The organism is Agrobacterium sp. ES01 (assembly GCF_050320885.1).
Classification (GTDB): Bacteria; Pseudomonadota; Alphaproteobacteria; order Rhizobiales; family Rhizobiaceae; genus Allorhizobium.
The window spans coordinates 62,345-80,587 of the sequence record NZ_JBNQTH010000011.1 but is presented as its reverse complement, the minus strand read 5'-3'; the positions used below and the strand labels follow the sequence as shown (position 1 = coordinate 80,587).

Below are 18,243 nucleotides of genomic sequence, written 5' to 3'. Positions count from 1 at the left end.
TCCCCCATGTAGGAAAACTCCATGCCTCGAACCGGTTTCATCGATCATATTGGTATTGCCGTTCCTGACCTTACAGCCGCGAAGGCCTATTACGACGCCTTGATGCCGATACTTGGTCTCAAGGAGTGGTTCAAAACGGAACCGGAATTCAACTATGGGCCAGACGGGGTGCCGGGCACGCAGCTCTTTTTCTATCAAGCCAAAGACGCGGGCACCTATTCACGTCATGCGATCGGCCTGCAGCACTTGGCATTCGCCGTGGAGAGCCGCGCGGTGGTGCATGAAGTGCACGACTGGGTTTTGTTGCAAGGAGGCAAGATCCTGCACTCACCCCGAAATTTCCCAGAGTACGGAAATCACTATGCGACCTACTGGCTTGACCCTCATGGCATTAAGCTGGAAGCGGTTTGCAACAGTTAGGCCGAAGGAACGGATCAGGCCCAAAAGGCTAGCCCTAAGCCCGCAAGGCATACCCATCAGGTCGCCGTCGCGATCCTGCAATTGGCCGAGACGGCTGCGCTCTTCTCAGGCGCTCATTTCGAGAAGCGCATTGGCAACCTCGTCAGAGTTGTAAGGCTTTCCAAAAAAACGGCTTCCGTTTGGCATCTGGGATGATGTCACCTGACGATGACCTGACGTCACGATGATCTTGATGGGCGGCCAACGATCCCGGACGGTGGCCGCAAGCCCAAGGCCATCCATGCTACCAGGCATGTCAACATCGGTAAAAAGGGCGCCGACCTTCCGATTCTCTTGCAGGATCGTTATCGCTTCATTTGCGTTGGCGGCTTCCAGAACGTCCATGCCGCGGTCTTCGAGATCGCAAGCGATGTCCATTCTCAACAGGGGCTCGTCTTCAACGACAAGGACAACCAGGGGCGATTTCATGGGCAGGACCAATCTTGATGGGCAGCCCTCCGGTATGAAGCGGCTAGAGGCTAAACAGAACGCGCCTCATAAGTGTTCCCTTAAATATTATTATTCGTCGGGGAGACTACGTCCCTAAGCGGCTGCGTCCCGTTCCACCTCAATATCGAGAAACCTTGTCCGAGACGTTGGCACGCCGTAAGCGATACATAATTACGCCCTGTCAGACATCGGCGTCAGGTGCGTGCAGCTGTCCATGCAGTTCGAATTGAACGCCTGCCGTTTCGTATCGCAGTTCCGCTTCGCCATAAAAAGCCGGCGCGACCATCCGCTCGATCAGGCGAGAACCGAAGCCAACCCGCGTTGGGGTCGTTACTGCGGGGCCACCCGATTCCGACCAGGTGAAGGTAAACTCCGATTTCGGCCCGATCTGCCACCCGATCGCAACAGTACCGCTTTCCATCGACAGTGCGCCGTATTTCACGGCATTGGTCGCCAGTTCGTGCAACGCCAGGGAAAGAGCGACCGTTTGCGAGGGTTCGACCGCAACGGCTGGACCCTCGATCGAAAATTGTTGATCGGTACTGCAATGAGGCGCAATGGCCGCGCGGACAACCGTCTCCAGATCCGCTGCGACCGAGTGCTTTTCCAGAAAAACATCCTGAGCTCTTCCGAGCGCAGAAATCCGGCTAAAAATCGCAGCCCCGGCGGCGTCCAAGGTTTCCGCATGGCGCATCGATTGGGACACAATGGACTGCACCAATGTCAACGTGTTTCGGATGCGGTGCGCCAATTCTCGGGTCAGATCCTCGCGTTGCTGCTCCAGCAGCTTGGTCTTGGTAATATCCTGTACCAGCGCATACCAGCCCTGCATGCCGCCGCCCTTCGCTTCGCGCGGGACATATTCAACATGCACATATCGCGGCTCGGCATTCTCGTACGGCATCAGCTGCTCGAACTGAAACCGCTCCCCTGCGAGCACACGTTCGATCTGGGGTCGCACGGCGCTATAGGCTTTCTCCCCCACGATGCTGCGGATGGTTTGCCCCTGGATCTCCTCGCGCGTTTTGGGAAACCAGTCCTCATAAATTTTGTTGTTGAACTGGTAGCGTTCATCGATGTCGATATAGGATACGAGAACGGGCAAGGCGTCAGCCAGCGTTCGCAACTCGTCTTCACTGCGCTTGGCTCTGGCGACGGCTTCCACATGGTCGGTGACCTCATGGCCGGTGACGAATACACCTTCAATCGCTCCGTGGTCATCCGTGATTGGCTGACACACCACATCAACATAGCGCTGATGGCCGTCGCCCTCCAGTGCCACTGCCATACTACGGGCTTCAAACACCTCTCCCGACCGGTACACTTTATCCAGTGCCTGAAAGAAGGCTTCATTTGTCGAATGGGAAAAAGCACTCTTGATCTTCAGCCCGACAAGCTGACGCCCGCCGAGAAACTGCGTGTATGCATCGTTGGCATATTCAACAATATGGTCAGGTCCGGCCAATATCCCCACGAAACCCGGCATCTTTTGAAGCAGGGTTCTCAGTTTTGCATCGGTATTAACAGGGGAATTCGTTCGCGCAGGAATGTTTGTCTCACTCATAGAATTGGTTCGTCCAAACACTCGAATGCGTATTGAAATCGTCAGCTACAGATACATGTCATTAAAACATCTGTCGGGCCAATTGTCACTAAAGGTGTGGCTGTCAGCGAAGAATATCTGTTCGTTTAAGGCAGGATGGTTCAACTCCACAGCCGCTTTCGCCAGCTCGCCCTGCTTTCCCAAATCGCTGATTGCTGCCGGCTTCGTTTAGGATTCGTCTCGGTGCCAGAGGAACCTTGGTCACCCGTCGTCGTTGTAGAGGTCTCAACAGGAGGAAACGAAATGGCTTACGAACAAACAGCTAATGCTGACACCAAGGAAACCCACGATCTGATCGCCAGCGACAAGGTCGAAGGCACCGATGTCTACGGGACTGGTGACGACAAGATCGGCTCGATCGAACGCCTGATCATCGAAAAGCGCAGCGGACGCGTATCTTATGCAGTCATGAGCTTCGGTGGTTTTCTGGGTATCGGTCACGACCACTACCCATTGCCATGGGCTAAGCTCACTTATGACGAAGATCTGGGTGGCTATCGGACCGACGTCTCCAAGGAGCAGGTGGAAGGCGCGCCGAAATACGAGAACGACAATGACGACTGGAGCTCCGACCGCGGCCGTCAAATCTACGACCATTACGGCGTTGCACCCTACTGGATGTAACGTACCGGAGACCGGCTCGTGATCGGGCCGGTCGCCCCCCTATGCAGAACTTTCGACCGGCTCTCAGTCCATTTTGACGAAACCCGGTATCCTGCTTGCCCGTTGCGCGCAAATACACGCTTTGCCGGCTCTTCGGTGAAATGTCGCTGTTAACCGCCTCGTCGCGACCACCAAATTATTGCGCGACCGCTTCTTTGCGGGCGAGAGATTGCAGATCCTTCGACGAATTATGGGCACCATGGCGCCGATGTGCGGGCACAGGTTGAAGCCACCCGCTATTTGACAGTCATGCAAGAGGCATATGGACTATCGCCGCGCACTCGGCGACAAAGCCCAATCGAATTAAAGAGTTATTTCAAGTCTTTGGGGAAGTTGGAGGCCTCGCCCGGAATCGAACCGGGGTGCAAGGATTTGCAGTCCTCTGCGTAACCACTCCGCCACGAGGCCGTCCAGATCAAAAGAGCGTGTGGTGGCGCGGATTTAGAACGGTTCCGAAGAAACCGCAAGGGGGATTTTGTGAAAATCTTTCAGCTTGTTGCTAACGCTTTGTCGCATCCTTGTCATTTCGCAACAAACGGGACTGTCGAAGTCAGCGCCCTGCCCTTTGTACGCCTGGATGGCGCTTGCGCCACCAGACAGCGAGCCTGCGTCTGCGGCGGCGGACAAAGGCCAGATCCTGAGACAGAATCAAAAGTCCGACCGGAATCATCCAGAAGCCGAGAATTGGCAGAAATCCCAGCATACCGCCCAGCACAAACAGAACGCCCACGGCAATGCGGCCGGCGCGTGAGCGCGGAAACGGCATTTCCAGGCTGCCGAGCCGCAGTTTTCCGTTTTCTCTGTCTATGCCGTAGCGGCTTGTCTTTTTCATTGGGGGAACCTGTGGATACAAGACCCCGCAATTGGGGCGTTTTGGAATTTAAAACAAGCTTTTGGATTTTTTTTTGAAAAAGCGCTTGGCAAATCGCATCAGCATTTGTATTACGCCGCTCAACCGCAGCACGCGGTTGTTCCCTGGTAGCTCAGCGGTAGAGCATTCGACTGTTAATCGACAGGTCGCCGGTTCGAATCCGGCCCGGGGAGCCAAATTCAGACGAAGGGTTCGCGCGATATACGCTGCGAACCCTTTTTCGTTTTGGCTCATTGGGTTCCACCTCTCCGCTACTTGTCTTTTCTGGACGGCAGCCAGGCGTCTGCCTCGCTCCCGTCAGGGTAATAATTGCCGTTCGGGATAGACTGCAATTCGATCAGTCCGCCCCAGGGCGGGCGAACGTAAACGCTGACATTGCCGGGCGTATCCTCGTGCCTGGAATTACCATGAAGCTCCGAGAGCGGCTCGGCACCGGCTGCAACGATGCGCCTCAGTGCACTTTCGATATCGTCGCAATAGACGCAGATGTGATTCCAACCGCGATCGGCCAGTCCGAGCGGCTCTGCAGCCTTGTCGGTTACCACTTCGAACATTTCGATATTGGGCCCATTGCCAATCCGCATCAGTCTCTGGCGCACGACCTTGGCGCCTTCCGGCAGGCCCAGCTGGCGCTCCACGTCACCGCCTTCTCGCGGCGGGTCATTTGCGGTCAGTCCGTCATAACACCACTTGGCGCCCAGCCCGTCTCGCAGGAACCTGCTCGCCTTGTCGATATCCGGGACGGTGAGGCCAATATGATTCAGGCCGCGTGGCAAAGGACCGAAACGATCTTCTTCCATGAGCTTACTCCATCATGATTGTCGATTTCAGAGGTGAGGCGCGGCCAGGATTTGAAGAACGAGACAGTCAACTGCGCCCCTGCGACTTAAGAGGGGCAACGCGGCGAGTGGAAGACATGTTCCGGGCGTTTTCGACGCGAGCTGCAGGGGGCAATGCTGAACCGCGGGCACCGACCGGCTCATATGCATGTCGCAGGAGCGTAAAGGCTTGGCGCGGCGGAAAGACGCTCTGCGACAATTGCGCTCACAGTTTGGTGATGTTCTGGAACCAAACGACCCATGACACTATTTCTTATCCATATCGGTGATCGATCGGATATTCCGCAAAATATTCCATCTGACCACCGAGACTGATCAGTAGCCTTCAAGGAAGGGGTGCGTATCATGCTGATGGGAATGGAATTGATCATGTTGGCCTTCGGACTGTTCGTCCTTGCTGTTTCGACCGCCGTCGCGGTGGCAGCGTGGGGAATGGCGAAAGCCTATAGTCAGGAATTTCGGGAAGAAAAGCAGGCAAGCAATCTGGCTCTGCGCATCAAATCTCCGCCGAAGAAGCGCAAGCCTGCGATGAAGCGTGCGCCAGAAGTGATGGCGGCCTGACAAACAGGACCTCGCAAACAAGAATGATCCGCAGCGACATTTCCCGCGTAAACTCATCCATTGACGACAAGAGCGGGAAATTATCGCAGATATGACTGAACAGAGCCGGCCGATCATCCTGTGGTTCCGCAAGGACCTGCGCGTCGACGATAACGCCGCATTGTCCGCAGCCTTGGGCACAGGCCGCGCCGTCATTCCTCTTTATATTCGCGACGCCGGCGCCACCAGCGCGCCGCTCGGCTCAGCGCAGCAGTGGTGGCTCCACCATTCGCTCACCGCGCTCGACGCTGCCCTGAAAGCCCGCGGAAGCCGGCTCATTTTCCAAAGCGGCACCTCGTCCGACGTTATCACACGGTTGATTGCGGAAACGCGGGCGCGCGGTGTCTACTGGAACAGACTCTATAATCCCGCCAGCTTCGATAGCGATGCAGCTTTGAAGGCGACGCTGCGTGACAATGGACTGGAAGCGGAGAGCTTTCCCGGCCAATTGCTGCATGAGCCGGCGAAACTGAAAACCGGAAGCGGCGGCCCGTACAAGGTCTATACCCCCTTCTGGCGCGCGCTGGAGAAGAGTGGCGGGCCTAAAGAGCCCATACCCGCGCCTGAGACCATTCCAGAACCTGCCGACTGGCCCAAGTCGGAGAATTTGGCAGACTGGTCGCTGCTGCCCACGACACCGAACTGGGCCAACAGTTTTTCCGAAATCTGGACACCGGGTTGCGACGCGGCGCTGGAACGTCTGGATGACTTTCTCGACGAGGACGTCGAGGCCTACAAGGACCAGCGTGACCTGCCGGCACACAGCGTCACGTCCCGCCTCTCACCATCTTTGGCGCTGGGCGAAATCTCGCCTGCCCGTATCTGGCATGCAGCCCATGGCGGCAAGGCCAGCAGTGCCAATGTCATCAAGTTCCGACAGGAACTGGCCTGGCGCGATTTCTGCCATCACCTGCTCTACCATTTCCCTGCCCTTGCCACGAAGAACTGGAACGACCGGTTTGACGATTTCCCGTGGGAAGACAACGCAGACCTGTTCGATAAATGGACAAGAGGTCAAACGGGGTATCCCATTGTCGATGCCGGCATGCGGGAATTGTGGCGGCACGGAACCATGCATAATCGGGTTCGCATGATTGCGGCATCTTTTTTGATCAAGGATCTGATGATCGACTGGCGGCGTGGCGAGCAGTGGTTCCGCGATACGCTGGTGGATGCCGATCCCGCGTCCAATCCGGCCAACTGGCAATGGGTGGCCGGCAGCGGTGCCGACGCCTCGCCCTATTTCCGCATTTTCAATCCCACGCTTCAGGGCGAGCGTTTCGACCGTGAGGGTGTCTATGTGCGGCGGTTCGTGCCGGAACTCGAGAAACTGGAAAAACGCTATATTCACAAGCCATTCGAGGCACCTGAGGATGTGCTGCAAAAGGCTGGCATCACCTTGGGCAAGACCTACCCCTTCCCCATTGTCGATCACAGGACCGCCCGGCAGCGTGCGCTTGATGCCTATTCCGATACCAGCAAAGACTAGCGCGTGCCGTGGGCATTTATTCCACCCTGTCGGCCTGACGCAGAAACCCATTTCTTGTGTTTGTGGCCTTGTGAACCGAAAAGTCGCTGCTTAATCTTCTCGCAAAGACAGGACGACGTTCCATGGCATTCTTTCCATCGGTCATCGAGGCGATCGGCAATACGCCTCTGATCCAGCTCAAGGCCGCATCCGAGGCGACCGGCAGCACCATTCTCGGCAAGGCGGAATTCCTCAATCCGGGCCAGTCGGTCAAGGATCGCGCGGCGCTCTATATTATCCGTGATGCGGAAAAGAAGGGTTTGCTGAAGCCCGGTGGCGTGATCGTTGAGGGCACGGCCGGTAATACCGGCATCGGCCTGACGCTTGTGGCGCGTGCGCTTGGCTATCGAACCGTGATCGTCATTCCGGAAACACAGAGCCAGGAAAAGAAGGATGCGCTCAGGCTTCTGGGTGCCGAACTGGTGGAAGTGCCAGCCGTTCCCTACAAAAACCCCAACAACTACGTGAAGCTCTCGGGGCGCCTTGCCGCGCAACTGGCGAAGACCGAACCCAATGGCGCGATCTGGGCAAACCAGTTCGACAATATCGTCAACCGTCAGGCCCATGTGGAAACCACGGCCAAGGAAATCTTCGAGCAGACCGGCGGCAAGGTCGATGGCTTCATCTGCGCGGTCGGCTCCGGCGGTACGCTTGCCGGTACCGCAGAAGGGCTGCGTGCTCTCAACCCCGACGTCAAGATCGGACTTGCCGATCCCGAAGGCGCAGCACTCTACGAGTTCTACAAGAACGGCGAGCTGAAATCTTCCGGTTCCTCGATCACCGAGGGCATTGGTCAGGGACGCATTACCGCCAATCTCGAAGGTTTCACGCCGGATCACGCCTATCAGATACCGGACGCGGAAGCGCTGCCGGTGATCTTCGACCTGATCGAAAACGAGGGCCTGTGCCTTGGCGGTTCGTCCGGCATCAACATCGCTGGCGCCATGCGTCTGGCGCGCGACCTTGGCCCCGGCAAGACGGTCGTGACGATCCTGTGCGATTATGGTAATCGCTACCAGTCCAAACTATTCAACCCGGACTTCCTCACCTCAAAAAACCTGCCCGTTCCCGGCTGGCTCACGGAAAAGTCCGATTTTTCCATTCCCTTCGAAGAAGCCTGATGACACCATGACTGCACCGACACGCGCCCTCTACCGAGATGATTTCTATCTTGCGACCGCAGAGGGTGTCGTGACGGCGGTGCACGACGATGGCGGTATCGAACTCGACCAGACGTGCTTTTACGCAGCATCGGGCGGCCAGCCGGGGGATACAGGTTTTCTCGAACGCGCCGATGGCACAAAGATCGCGCTTGGTGAAACACGCCACGGTGCTGACAAGAGTATCATTCTTCACCACCCACTGGATGACCAGCCGGCAGCAAGCGTCGGCGAGACACTGGTTTTGCATGTCGACTGGGCACGCCGCTACCGGCTGATGCGCATGCATACCGCTTGCCACCTGTTATCGGTTGTCATGCCCTACCCCATCACCGGTGCTGCCGTTGGTGAGAATGAAAGCCGGGTCGATTTCGACATGAGCGAAACGATCGACAAGGATGCCGTGACCGCCAGGCTGATGACGCTTGTGGAGGAGAACCATCCGATCTACCTGCAATGGATCACGGACGAGCAACTGGCCGCCAATCCCGGCATCGTCAAATCCAAAAATGTCAGGCCGCCGGTCGGGCTTGGACGTGTCAGTCTGGTCTGCATCGGCGAAAACTCCGCCGTTGACAGTCAGCCCTGCGGTGGCACACATGTTTCCGAGACCCAGGAGGTCGGCGCGATTCACATCGCTAAAATTGAGAAAAAGGGTAAGGAAAACCGACGTTTCCGGATACGCTTCGGACAAGCGGAGACCTGAGCCCGAACCAGGACTGGAGAACCGGATGGCCGGAGAAAAAAGCCGCTTCGTTGTTTCTGCCGATTGGGTCGAAAAGCAGCTCGGCGCACCGGGTGTCAAGGTCGTCGATGCGTCCTGGTATCTGCCAGCTCACAACAGGAACGGCGCTGAAGAATACGCCTCCGGCCATGTTCCAGGCGCGGTATTCTTCGACCAGGACGTGATTGCCGATACCACGACCGGCCTTCCCCACACCCTGCCCGCTCCTGAATTTTTTGCCGCCGAAATTGGCAAGCTCGGCATTTCAGAGACCGATACGATCATCGTCTATGACGGCATGGGCCTGTTTTCCGCGCCGCGCGTCTGGTGGATGCTGCGGGTGATGGGTGCCCGAAACGTCTATATCCTCGACGGCGGTTTCGACGCCTGGAAGGCGGAAGGCCGCGCCGTGGAAACGGATCTTCCTGAGCCAGAACCCGCCCTATTCACGCCGACCTTCAATGCCCGCCGGGTCGTTTCATTCGACGAGATGACCGAGGTCGTTGACAGCGCCTCGCGGCAAATTGCCGATGCACGGCCTGCGGGTCGTTTTACCGGGCAAGAGCCCGAGCCGCGCGCGGGCATGCGTTCCGGGCACATGCCGGGGGCACGCAGCGTGCCGGCCATGGCACTGTCCGAAAACGGTCGCCTGAAGGACCTCGACAGTCTGAGGACAATCTTCGAGGAGGCTGGCATCGACTTGCGGCAGCCGGTGGTCACGAGCTGCGGATCGGGTGTGACCGCAGCAGTTGTCACTCTGGCGCTGGAATCACTCGGCCACCGCAATAATGCCCTTTATGACGGCTCGTGGTCGGAATGGGGCTCGAAGGCCGTGACCCCGGTCGTCACGGGCGAAGCCGAACCGGTCAAGCACGCGCTCCACAATCCGATCACGACACGCGTAACCCGTCTGGAGATGACCTCCGCGCCGAAGGCTTCGTTGCCGGTTCCGGTCAATGTGCAGACCGCGATCATCCGCGCCAAGGACATACCGCTGCCTTTTTATCGCTTTCTGCAGCAGCAGGTAGGCGGACGCTGGCATTGGCACGAGCGTCTGAGACAAAGCGACGAAGAATTGAAGGCCATCGTGCATAATCCGACGGTCAACATCAGCGTTCTTTACGTCAACGGTGCCCCGGCCGGCTTCTTCGAACTCGCCCAGCAGAGCCCGGATATTACCGAGCTATCCTATTTCGGCATGATGGAGCATGCGCTTGGGCTTGGGCTTGGCAAATGGTTCCTGCTACAGGCGCTTTACTCCGCCTGGCAGGACGATCCCGCCAAAGTGACCGTGACCACCAACACGCTGGACCATCCGCGCGCCCTGCAGCTTTACCAGCGCTTCGGCTTCTCGCCGGTCGATACCTATGATGCCCTGGTGGAACCGCTCAGCGATGAAGAACTGTTGACGGTCTTCAAACTCTAACAGGCAAGTTTCGGGTGGCAGAGGTCTCCTTTGCATGGGCCTATGGGCGCATCGACACCGGAGACTTCACGATGACTGACCTGATTTTTGTAGCAATGCCCACAGAAGCGGCCCGCGCCTATCAAAGCGGTGCCGAAGACGCCAATGGAATGCCGCCAGAGCGGCATATCTCGTTGAGCGGCACCGGAACGCCATGCCGCCACTGCCTGCGCCACATCGCAGCCGGCGACGCCTATCTGACACTTGCCTATCGGCCCTTCTCCACCATCCAGCCCTATGCGGAAATGGGGCCAGTCTTTCTGCATGCAGAGGAATGCACACCTTATGCCGGTGGCGATGCCCTGCCTGAAGTGCTGACCACCAGCCCTGATTTTATCCTACGCGGCTATGACAAGGACGAAAGAATTGTCTATGGAACCGGTGCCGTTACCGCCAGCGGCACGATTGCATCACGCGCACTCCAACTGCTGTCACGCGATGACATCGACTTCGTGCATGTCCGTTCCGCCCGCAACAACTGTTATCAATGTCGCATCGACCGCCGTTAAGGCGGCGATCCGCAAAGAGGTCGATCAGATGCCTGCTCAAAATGTCATGGGTTCCAGGGAATGGCTGCTGCTGATCACGCTGTCGGTGATCTGGGGTGGATCGTTCTTCTTCACCGGGGTGGCTGTCCGGGAGTTACCACCATTCACCCTCGTCACGTTGCGCGTGTCGCTTGCGGCGCTTGCACTGCTGATCGTTATCCGCGCACGCGGATTGTCAATGCCAGCTGATCCGCGCATCTGGGCCGCATTTTTCGGCATGGGCATCCTCAACAATATGATCCCCTTCAGCCTGATCGTCTGGGGACAGACCCATATTCCCAGTGGCCTTGCATCCATTCTCAACGCCACCACGCCGTTTTTTGGTGTGGTGGTCGCGCATATTCTCACTCAGGACGAAAAGATGACCGGTCGCAGGCTCGCCGGCACCGTCATCGGATTTGCGGGCGTTGCTTTCATGATCGGGCCAGCGGCCCTTTCGGGACTGGGGTCGAATGTACTGGCGCAGCTAGCGGTTCTGGGAGCAGCGCTCTCCTACGCCTTTGCCGGCGTCTTCGGCAGGCGCTTCCGCGCCATGGGTGTTTCGCCCCTGGTGACAGCCTGCGGACAGGTCTGTGCCTCGACGGTGCTGATGCTGCCAATTGCACTTTTTGTCGACCGCCCATGGACGCTTGCCGTGCCTAGCGTATCGACCTGGCTTGCAGTGGGTGCCATTGCGCTTATTTCGACGGCGCTCGCCTACATCCTGTTCTTCCGTATTCTGGCAACCGCCGGGGCCACGAACCTGATGCTCGTCACCTTTCTGATTCCGGTCAGCGCGATCCTGCTTGGCTGGTTGTTTCTGGGCGAATTGCTGGAGCCAAAACACTTCTTCGGCATGGCGACCATTGTCGTGGGCCTTGCACTCATCGACGGCCGCCTGCCGACGATGATTGGCCGTCTCTGGAGGCGACCGCACCCCGATATCGGTTGAGGCCTCATGCATGACGTGAAGTTCATGACAAAATGAATCAAGAAATTATCACAACATACTGTTTTTCATAATAACTGTTTTATTCCGCCTCCAAATCTGAAGTCGCAGCAAAAAGAGGCCGGTCGGATGGGCGACCGGCCTCTCTGGCCTTGCCCGCGACCGCGTGAGCGTCCGCGCGCAAACTCGGTTTCATCTGACCTCAGGCGACAGCCAGCACCGCTTCAGGCGCATGCATTTCGTAGCCGAGCGCTTCGGCAACGGCCTTGTTGGTAATGCGACCCTTGTGGACATTCAGACCATTGCGCAAGTGACGATCCTCGGCGATGGCGCGCAGACCCCGGTCAGCAAGAGCGAGTCCGTGGAACAGAGTTGCGTTGTTGAGCGCTTGGGTGGACGTCACAGGCACGGCTCCCGGCATGTTGGCCACGCAGTAATGCACCACCCCGTCGACTTCATAGGTCGGATCGGAATGGGTCGTTGCGTGAGACGTCTCGAAACAACCGCCCTGATCGATGGCGACATCGACGATCACGGCACCCTTGTTCATGCCCGACAACATTTCGCGGGTCACGAGTTTTGGAGCGGCAGCTCCGGGAATAAGTACGGCACCGATGACGAGATCCGCTGCGAAGACTTCCTGCTCGAGCGAGTCGATTGTCGAGAAGACCGTGCGCACGCGGCCATTGAAGATGTCGTCCAGTTCACGCAGACGGGTGATGGACCGGTCAATGATGGAGACTTCGGCACCGAGGCCTGCAGCCATCTTGGCAGCGTTCAGACCAACCACTCCGCCGCCGATCACGGCGACCTTGGCAGGGTTCACACCCGGTACGCCACCAAGCAGAATGCCGCGACCGCCATTGGCCTTTTGCAACGCGGTAGCGCCCGCCTGAATGGCCAGACGACCGGCGACTTCGGACATTGGTGCCAGCAAAGGCAGTCCACCGCGGTCATCGGTGACTGTCTCATAAGCGATTGCCGTGACGCCGCTTCCGATCAGACCCTTGGTCTGTTCCGGATCGGGTGCGAGATGGAGATAGGTATAGAGAAGCTGGCCGTCGCGAAGCTGCGCCCATTCCGATGGCTGCGGCTCCTTGACCTTGACGATCATGTCGGACTTTTCAAAGACATCCTTGGCGGTGGCGGCGATCTTCGCGCCGGCTGCCATATAGGCTGCGTCATCTACGCCGATGCCGGTACCGGCACCCGTCTCGACCAGCACATCGTGACCATGGGCGACATATTCGCGGACCGCGCCCGGCGTCAAACCAACACGATATTCATGATTTTTGATTTCCTTCGGGCAACCGACACGCATTGAGCGTTCCTCTCTTCTGGTTCTGGCTTTTCGCCACTGGATTGTGGAAGCGCTATGGCAACAGAAAACGCACCGCATGTCCTTGCAAACTGGAATTGCAGTTCGGCCCGTTTTCGAAGATAATTGCAAAATCAACACAATTATTCGGAGAATATTTCATACATGGAACTAGACGCCATTGATCGTGCCATTCTGAAGGCGCTGCAGCAGGATGGCCGCATTTCCAATGCCGACCTCGCCTCAAAGGTCGGTCTCAGTGCTTCAGCCTGTTCTCGGCGTCACGACAATCTGGAAAAATCCGGCGTCATCAGCAGCTATCACGCCCGCCTCGCCCACAAGGCGCTGGACTACAAGATGATGGTGATCGTCCATATCTCGCTGTCGGGCCAGTTCGCCAAGACGCTCGCCGAATTCGAAGCCGCAGTGAAACGGGTGCCCAATGTACTGGTCTGCTACCTGATGTCGGGAGAGTATGACTATATATTGCGGATCGCGGCCAAGGATCTCGAGGATTACGAGCATATCCATCGCGACTGGCTGTCAGCATTGCCCCATGTGGTGAAAATCAATTCGAGCTTTGCGCTACGCGAAGTGATCGAAAGACCCAATGTCGGCCTCTGATGCAAGTCATAAAAATTTAATACATTACCTTAACCTCAAATAAACAGGTCCGGCGCACAGTGAGACAACTCATTCAGGTCTTTTTCACGGAGGAAACATGGGGCAGCTACTGAAAGTCGACGGTCGAAAGCTTCCGCGCTATCGTTGCCGTATGGATAGCCGGGTCAAGTATCTCAACCAGGAAGCAACCGCGCGGGTCGTGGACGTATCCGACGAAGGTCTTTCGGTCGAGCTCTACGGTCATATACACGCGGCAGAGGGCAGCCAGATCACCGTGATGACCAGCGACATTGGCCTGATCGAGGGAACGGTTCGCTGGCGTCGCGCAAGCCGAATTGGCGTTTTGATCAAGCAGAACAGCAATTCCCTTGCACAATTGTCTGCCTATTTCAGGAACTTCCATCAGGAGGTTCGCCCCACCCTGGTGCGGTAAAGCCCAGGGTCGGCAAGATCTGAACCGCGTTCCAGACCAATTCGTGAGATGCATTGAAGCGCCGTCGGCATTTGCCAGCGGCGCTTTCGCGTTACGGCCAGTCGATAAATATTTGAATGCAACAGCGCGTGCACAGACTGTTTTCGCCCAAAGCAATTACCATGCCAATCAATGAATGATCGGGCGACGTTTTTCCCATTGCGCGATGGCGACAGTCCTCGAAATTTCCGCGAGGCACCATCAATGGCTTGAAAAATATGACTTCAATTACAATTTAAGCGCGTTCTTTGCACTTTTAGCAATCGCATTAAGACTCCATAAGGGGCTGACTTTTTATGGTACTTAAGTTCATATTTACCATATTAGAGGCGATTAAAGTAATGATTGCGAATTCAAACACTCCTGGACGGCGTTCAGAACGCATTCGCTGCCACATCCGCGGGACGCTTCGATTCTTGAACAAGGAATTCGGTGCGCGCATCATCGACATATCACGCCTTGGCATGGCGCTGGAACTTTATGAATGGATCGAGGCTCGGCCCGGAAGCACCGTGCATATCAAGACCGGTGAATTTGGAACGATCGAGGCCACGGTCCGATGGTATCGCGCCGGCAAGATGGGGATTCAGATCGAGGAGACCAGCAACACTGCCGCGCAGATCGAAACCTATTTCAAGAATTTCCACGAACGGCAACTGACGCGCGCGGGCTGAATATCTCTGCTTCTCGATCCCAGCGCAAGGCAACTCTCCCTCGTCAGGGCACTTGCCTCAAACAAGAGCGATAATCACAAGCCTGTCATTTTTTCGATGCACTCCTGAGCGATCGAATTTAAACTCCCTGCCCTATGCGGGAGTTCGCCAAGGAGCACGTCATGACACCTCTGTCCGATCTACATCCCATCACGCGCCGTTCGCTGCTTGGCGGCCTTGCTGCATCGAGCGCGCTCATCGTGCTTCATCCCTTCTCGGCCCGTGCAGCCTCCAATCAAGCCCATCTGCGGCTGATGGAAACAACGGACATCCACGTCAATGTGATGCCGTATGACTACTATGCCGACAAACCCAATGACACGATGGGTCTGGCACGCACCGCATCGATTATCGATTCGATCCGCGCCGAGGCCGCCAACTCGATGCTGATCGACAATGGGGACCTTTTGCAGGGCAATCCCATGGGCGACTACATGGCCTACAAAAAGGGAATGAAAGCCGGCGACCTGCATCCGGTGATCAAGGCCATGAACGTGCTGGGATATGATTGCGGTACACTTGGCAATCACGAGTTCAATTACGGCCTCGACTTCATGTTCAATACATTGAACGGGGCGAACTTTCCGCTGGTCTGTGCCAATCTGACCAAGGGGGAACTGGCCGCAGACCCGAAACAGGACGACCTGTTCTTCAAACCCTATGTGATCCTGGAAAAGGCGATCAAGGATGGTGCCGGGAATGAAAGCCCGCTGAAGATCGGTTTCATCGGCTTCGTGCCGCCGCAGATCATGCTTTGGGATGCCAAGAACCTGGAAGGTCGGGCACAAACGCGGGACATCATCCAGACGGCCAAGGCCTGGGTCCCGGCCATGAAGGAAGATGGGGCGGATATTGTCATTGCGCTGTCCCATTCCGGTATTGATGGCCATGGTCAGGAAGACCGCATGGAAAACGCCTCTCTCTATCTGGCGGGCGTCGAGGGAATCGACGCGATCTTCACCGGCCACCAGCATCTGGTGTTCCCAGGCCCGAAGGATTTTGCCGATGTACCGGGGGCTGATGCCGTTCGTGGCACACTGCTCGGGAAGCCAGCCGTCATGGCCGGCTTCTGGGGATCGCATATGGGGCTGATCGACCTGCTGATCGAGAAAGATGGCGGCAGCTGGAAAATCGTCGACTTCACCTGCGAGGCACGCCCGATCTACCACCGCACCGAGGATCGCAAGGTGATCGCCGAAGTCGCAGACAAGCCGGAGGTAGTGGCAGCGGTCGCTGCTGAGCACCAGGCGACGCTTGACTATGTGCGCACGCCTGTCGGCAAGACATCGGCGCCGCTCTATTCCTATTTCGCGCTGGTTGCCGACGACCCTTCGGTGCAAATCGTGTCGAATGCACAGACCTGGTATATCCGCGATATGCTGAAGGAAACCGAATTCAAAGACTATGCAATCCTGTCAGCAGCTGCCCCGTTCAAGGCCGGCGGGCGCGGTGGTCCGGATTATTATACAGACGTCGCCGCTGGCGATATCGCGATTAAAAACGTCGCAGACCTCTATCTTTATCCCAATACCGTGCAGGCCGTGCTGATCAGCGGTGAACAGGTCAAGAACTGGCTGGAAATGTCCGCGGGCATGTTCAATCAGGTTGAACCCGGCACCAAGGACGCAAGCCTGATCAATCCGGGCTTTCCCTCCTATAACTTCGATGTGATCGATGGCGTGACCTACAAGATCGACCTGTCGAAGCCGCCGAAATATGATGCCGACGGCAAAGTCATCAATCCGGAGTCGAGCCGCATCGTCAACTTGCAGTTCAGCGGACATGCCATTGATCCCGCCCAGAAATTCGTGGTTGTGACCAACAACTATCGTGCCGGAGGCGGCGGAAAATTCCCCGAAATCGCCAGCGACAAGGTTATCTTCGTCGGGCCGGACACCAATCGCGACGTCATCGTGCGCTACATCGTCGACCAGGGAACCATCAACCCGTCGGCAGATGCCAACTGGTCCTTTGCCCCCATGGACGGAACGACCGCCGTTTTCGAAACCGGCCCGAAGGCCCGTGATTATCTGAAGGCTGTCAAAGGTGCGACCATCGAGGATGCCGGCGATGGCGTCGATGGTTTCGCACAATTCCGCATCATCCTTTGAAAAGCGCGAAGGGCTGGCCTGCAATCTTCAGATGCCCAGCCTTGCAGGTCTTCAGCGTCATATCTTTCAACGGCATTTGTTGATTGCGTCAGGTCGTCCCTACCCGCTAATCCATCTTGGATATCTCCTAACGCCATTGACCGAGACCCATGCAGTCATGAACGAGAGAAAAATGAGCAAGGTGGATTACCGCAGACGCGAATTTCCCGATCACGTTCACCTGCCTTTTGACGCGCCTGAAAAGAAGGAAAAGGCTGTCTTTTCCACTTTTGGCGCACACCGTCCCCGATATCGCACGTCGGCACTTCGCCTTGCAGATGAAGCGGCTCGTTCCGGTTGGTTCGACATGGTCTACTTACAGACAGATATCAATTTAAAGACCGACCACAGCATTCCGGACGGTGTCGAGCTGATGCCGACCGAATGGTCAGACGAAGACTCACGGTTCATCAGCGAAAACCCGCGTGGTTTTGGATACTGGCTTTGGAAACCTTTGCTGATCAAGCAACTGCTCTCCAATTTGGATGACGGAACACTGCTCGTCTATGCGGATGGCGGCTGCGAACTGTCGCAACAGGGCGGTCGGCGTATGCTCGACTATTTTGAAATGGCATCGACATCAGGCGGGCTGTTTTTCTCGCTGCCGTTCATTGAGGTGTGCTATTCCAAGCGCGAGCTTTTGCATCGTCTCCAAGCGACGGCAGAGGAAGCCGCAACAGCGCAGATACAAGGTACGATCCTGGTATTGCGAAACGGTGCAGACGTTCGTGGTTTCGTGGATCGCTGGATCGAGCTTTGCCGTGAGGACAAGTATTCACTTCTCACGGACGCGCTGGATCCAACGAAACAATCCCCCGACTTTCGATCGCATCGACACGACCAATCGATCCTGTCGATGCTGGTCAAGCGCAGTGACTTCGCAATAATTCCTGCGGAAGACGACTACTATAAACCCCTCTACAGAATTTTGAACAGTTGGATCTATCTCTTCCCGATTCACGCACGACGCGCGCAACGCATACGCCTCTTGTGGCTGATCAGCGGCTTATCGAGCTATGATAGATGCCTGGCAGCTGCGCGCGGCAGTCTTTTGTTTCGTATGCAAAAAGCTGTAATTGAGTTCCTCAGTCTACGCCCGCTGAAATCACGTAGAAGCGCCAACTAAAC

General features: G+C 56.8%; 19 protein-coding genes and 2 tRNA genes. 15 read left to right on the top strand and 6 right to left on the bottom strand.

Annotation, left to right across the window (positions count from 1 at the left end; translation table 11 throughout):
• Positions 1-21 precede the first annotated feature (21 nt).
• A complete protein-coding gene (locus ACQQ2Q_RS21470; RefSeq protein WP_428189181.1) occupies positions 22-420 on the top strand; it encodes a VOC family protein in 399 nt (132 codons plus the stop codon).
• Between the two features lie 105 nt (positions 421-525).
• Here ACQQ2Q_RS21470 and ACQQ2Q_RS21465 read toward each other — a convergent pair whose 3' ends face one another.
• Positions 526-888 carry a response regulator gene (locus ACQQ2Q_RS21465; RefSeq protein ID WP_428189180.1) on the bottom strand — a complete coding sequence of 121 codons (363 nt, stop codon included), beginning with the start codon at positions 886-888 and terminating at the stop codon, positions 526-528.
• A gap of 202 nt (positions 889-1,090) precedes the next feature.
• Positions 1,091-2,473, bottom strand: a complete 1,383-nt coding sequence (locus ACQQ2Q_RS21460) for a sensor histidine kinase (RefSeq protein WP_428189179.1) — start codon at positions 2,471-2,473, stop codon at positions 1,091-1,093.
• 282 nt (positions 2,474-2,755) lie between these two features.
• Here ACQQ2Q_RS21460 and ACQQ2Q_RS21455 point away from each other — a divergent pair, with 282 nt between their 5' ends.
• Positions 2,756-3,136 carry a PRC-barrel domain-containing protein gene (locus ACQQ2Q_RS21455; protein ID WP_428189178.1) on the top strand — a complete coding sequence of 127 codons (381 nt, stop codon included), beginning with the start codon at positions 2,756-2,758 and terminating at the stop codon, positions 3,134-3,136.
• Between the two features lie 373 nt (positions 3,137-3,509).
• On the opposite strand, the gene ACQQ2Q_RS21450 is transcribed toward ACQQ2Q_RS21455, so the two are convergent.
• Together ACQQ2Q_RS21450 and ACQQ2Q_RS21445 are read right to left on the bottom strand one after the other, a co-directional pair.
• Positions 3,510-3,583 (bottom strand) — tRNA-Cys (locus ACQQ2Q_RS21450).
• A gap of 142 nt (positions 3,584-3,725) precedes the next feature.
• Complete coding sequence (locus ACQQ2Q_RS21445; RefSeq protein WP_428189177.1) at positions 3,726-4,007, bottom strand: hypothetical protein; 282 nt, start codon at positions 4,005-4,007, stop codon at positions 3,726-3,728.
• Positions 4,008-4,147: 140 nt separating this feature from the next.
• Between ACQQ2Q_RS21445 and ACQQ2Q_RS21440 the strand changes: the two genes are divergently transcribed.
• Positions 4,148-4,222, top strand: a tRNA-Asn gene (locus tag ACQQ2Q_RS21440).
• A gap of 75 nt (positions 4,223-4,297) precedes the next feature.
• Here ACQQ2Q_RS21440 and ACQQ2Q_RS21435 read toward each other — a convergent pair.
• Positions 4,298-4,846 carry a VOC family protein gene (locus ACQQ2Q_RS21435; protein WP_428189176.1) on the bottom strand — a complete coding sequence of 183 codons (549 nt, stop codon included), beginning with the start codon at positions 4,844-4,846 and terminating at the stop codon, positions 4,298-4,300.
• Between the two features lie 384 nt (positions 4,847-5,230).
• On the opposite strand from ACQQ2Q_RS21435, the gene ACQQ2Q_RS21430 reads away from it, so the two are divergent.
• From ACQQ2Q_RS21430 to ACQQ2Q_RS21400, 7 genes are all read left to right on the top strand, one after another.
• Positions 5,231-5,446, top strand: a complete 216-nt coding sequence (locus ACQQ2Q_RS21430) for a hypothetical protein (protein ID WP_428189175.1) — start codon at positions 5,231-5,233, stop codon at positions 5,444-5,446.
• 91 nt (positions 5,447-5,537) lie between these two features.
• Complete coding sequence (locus ACQQ2Q_RS21425) at positions 5,538-6,974, top strand: cryptochrome/photolyase family protein (protein WP_428189174.1); 1,437 nt, start codon at positions 5,538-5,540, stop codon at positions 6,972-6,974.
• Positions 6,975-7,096: 122 nt separating this feature from the next.
• Positions 7,097-8,134, top strand: a complete 1,038-nt coding sequence (locus tag ACQQ2Q_RS21420; RefSeq protein ID WP_428189173.1) for a cysteine synthase A — start codon at positions 7,097-7,099, stop codon at positions 8,132-8,134.
• 7 nt (positions 8,135-8,141) lie between these two features.
• Positions 8,142-8,879 (top strand): alanyl-tRNA editing protein, encoded by a 738-nt coding sequence (locus ACQQ2Q_RS21415; protein WP_428189172.1) that lies wholly within the window; start codon positions 8,142-8,144, stop codon positions 8,877-8,879.
• A 25-nt stretch (positions 8,880-8,904) separates the two neighbouring features.
• Positions 8,905-10,323 (top strand): 3-mercaptopyruvate sulfurtransferase, encoded by a 1,419-nt coding sequence (gene sseA / locus ACQQ2Q_RS21410; protein WP_428189171.1) that lies wholly within the window; start codon positions 8,905-8,907, stop codon positions 10,321-10,323.
• Between the two features lie 71 nt (positions 10,324-10,394).
• Positions 10,395-10,871, top strand: coding sequence for a DUF1203 domain-containing protein (locus tag ACQQ2Q_RS21405; protein ID WP_428189170.1), 477 nt, complete (start codon positions 10,395-10,397; stop codon positions 10,869-10,871).
• A 28-nt stretch (positions 10,872-10,899) separates the two neighbouring features.
• The gene (locus ACQQ2Q_RS21400; RefSeq protein ID WP_428189169.1) at positions 10,900-11,841 is read left to right on the top strand and encodes a DMT family transporter; all 942 of its coding nucleotides are present in this window, start codon (positions 10,900-10,902) and stop codon (positions 11,839-11,841) included.
• Between the two features lie 199 nt (positions 11,842-12,040).
• Here ACQQ2Q_RS21400 and ald read toward each other — a convergent pair whose 3' ends face one another.
• Positions 12,041-13,159: an alanine dehydrogenase gene (gene ald, locus ACQQ2Q_RS21395; RefSeq protein WP_428189168.1), complete on the bottom strand. Its 1,119-nt coding sequence runs from the start codon at positions 13,157-13,159 to the stop codon at positions 12,041-12,043.
• A gap of 162 nt (positions 13,160-13,321) precedes the next feature.
• Here ald and ACQQ2Q_RS21390 point away from each other — a divergent pair, with 162 nt between their 5' ends.
• The 5 genes from ACQQ2Q_RS21390 (at position 13,322) to ACQQ2Q_RS21370 (ending at position 18,241) form a co-directional block, all read left to right on the top strand.
• On the top strand, positions 13,322-13,780 hold the full coding sequence (locus tag ACQQ2Q_RS21390; protein WP_428189167.1) for an Lrp/AsnC family transcriptional regulator: 459 nt from the start codon (positions 13,322-13,324) through the stop codon (positions 13,778-13,780).
• Positions 13,781-13,877: 97 nt separating this feature from the next.
• A complete protein-coding gene (locus tag ACQQ2Q_RS21385) occupies positions 13,878-14,213 on the top strand; it encodes a PilZ domain-containing protein (protein WP_428189166.1) in 336 nt (111 codons plus the stop codon).
• Between the two features lie 335 nt (positions 14,214-14,548).
• Positions 14,549-14,926, top strand: coding sequence for a PilZ domain-containing protein (locus tag ACQQ2Q_RS21380; protein ID WP_428189165.1), 378 nt, complete (start codon positions 14,549-14,551; stop codon positions 14,924-14,926).
• 161 nt (positions 14,927-15,087) lie between these two features.
• Positions 15,088-17,076, top strand: a complete 1,989-nt coding sequence (locus ACQQ2Q_RS21375; RefSeq protein WP_428189164.1) for a bifunctional 2',3'-cyclic-nucleotide 2'-phosphodiesterase/3'-nucleotidase — start codon at positions 15,088-15,090, stop codon at positions 17,074-17,076.
• The gene (locus ACQQ2Q_RS21370; protein WP_428189163.1) at positions 17,036-18,241 is read left to right on the top strand and encodes a hypothetical protein; all 1,206 of its coding nucleotides are present in this window, start codon (positions 17,036-17,038) and stop codon (positions 18,239-18,241) included. Before ACQQ2Q_RS21375 ends, ACQQ2Q_RS21370 begins: the two co-directional genes overlap by 41 nt.
• Positions 18,242-18,243: the final 2 nt, after the last annotated feature.

Excerpts from the sequence above, each read along its gene's own strand:
- ACQQ2Q_RS21470 (WP_428189181.1), top strand. The coding sequence starts at position 22 with ATGCCTCGAACCGGTTTCATCGATCATATTGGTATTGCCGTTCCTGAC.
- ACQQ2Q_RS21465 (WP_428189180.1), bottom strand. The coding sequence starts at position 888 with ATGAAATCGCCCCTGGTTGTCCTTGTCGTTGAAGACGAGCCCCTGTTG.
- ACQQ2Q_RS21460 (WP_428189179.1), bottom strand. The coding sequence starts at position 2,473 with ATGAGTGAGACAAACATTCCTGCGCGAACGAATTCCCCTGTTAATACC.
- ACQQ2Q_RS21455 (WP_428189178.1), top strand. The coding sequence starts at position 2,756 with ATGGCTTACGAACAAACAGCTAATGCTGACACCAAGGAAACCCACGAT.
- ACQQ2Q_RS21445 (WP_428189177.1), bottom strand. The coding sequence starts at position 4,007 with ATGAAAAAGACAAGCCGCTACGGCATAGACAGAGAAAACGGAAAACTG.
- ACQQ2Q_RS21435 (WP_428189176.1), bottom strand. The coding sequence starts at position 4,846 with ATGGAAGAAGATCGTTTCGGTCCTTTGCCACGCGGCCTGAATCATATT.
- ACQQ2Q_RS21430 (WP_428189175.1), top strand. The coding sequence starts at position 5,231 with ATGCTGATGGGAATGGAATTGATCATGTTGGCCTTCGGACTGTTCGTC.
- ACQQ2Q_RS21425 (WP_428189174.1), top strand. The coding sequence starts at position 5,538 with ATGACTGAACAGAGCCGGCCGATCATCCTGTGGTTCCGCAAGGACCTG.
- ACQQ2Q_RS21420 (WP_428189173.1), top strand. The coding sequence starts at position 7,097 with ATGGCATTCTTTCCATCGGTCATCGAGGCGATCGGCAATACGCCTCTG.
- ACQQ2Q_RS21415 (WP_428189172.1), top strand. The coding sequence starts at position 8,142 with ATGACTGCACCGACACGCGCCCTCTACCGAGATGATTTCTATCTTGCG.
- sseA (WP_428189171.1), top strand. The coding sequence starts at position 8,905 with ATGGCCGGAGAAAAAAGCCGCTTCGTTGTTTCTGCCGATTGGGTCGAA.
- ACQQ2Q_RS21405 (WP_428189170.1), top strand. The coding sequence starts at position 10,395 with ATGACTGACCTGATTTTTGTAGCAATGCCCACAGAAGCGGCCCGCGCC.
- ACQQ2Q_RS21400 (WP_428189169.1), top strand. The coding sequence starts at position 10,900 with ATGCCTGCTCAAAATGTCATGGGTTCCAGGGAATGGCTGCTGCTGATC.
- ald (WP_428189168.1), bottom strand. The coding sequence starts at position 13,159 with ATGCGTGTCGGTTGCCCGAAGGAAATCAAAAATCATGAATATCGTGTT.
- ACQQ2Q_RS21390 (WP_428189167.1), top strand. The coding sequence starts at position 13,322 with ATGGAACTAGACGCCATTGATCGTGCCATTCTGAAGGCGCTGCAGCAG.
- ACQQ2Q_RS21385 (WP_428189166.1), top strand. The coding sequence starts at position 13,878 with ATGGGGCAGCTACTGAAAGTCGACGGTCGAAAGCTTCCGCGCTATCGT.
- ACQQ2Q_RS21380 (WP_428189165.1), top strand. The coding sequence starts at position 14,549 with ATGGTACTTAAGTTCATATTTACCATATTAGAGGCGATTAAAGTAATG.
- ACQQ2Q_RS21375 (WP_428189164.1), top strand. The coding sequence starts at position 15,088 with ATGACACCTCTGTCCGATCTACATCCCATCACGCGCCGTTCGCTGCTT.
- ACQQ2Q_RS21370 (WP_428189163.1), top strand. The coding sequence starts at position 17,036 with ATGGCGTCGATGGTTTCGCACAATTCCGCATCATCCTTTGAAAAGCGC.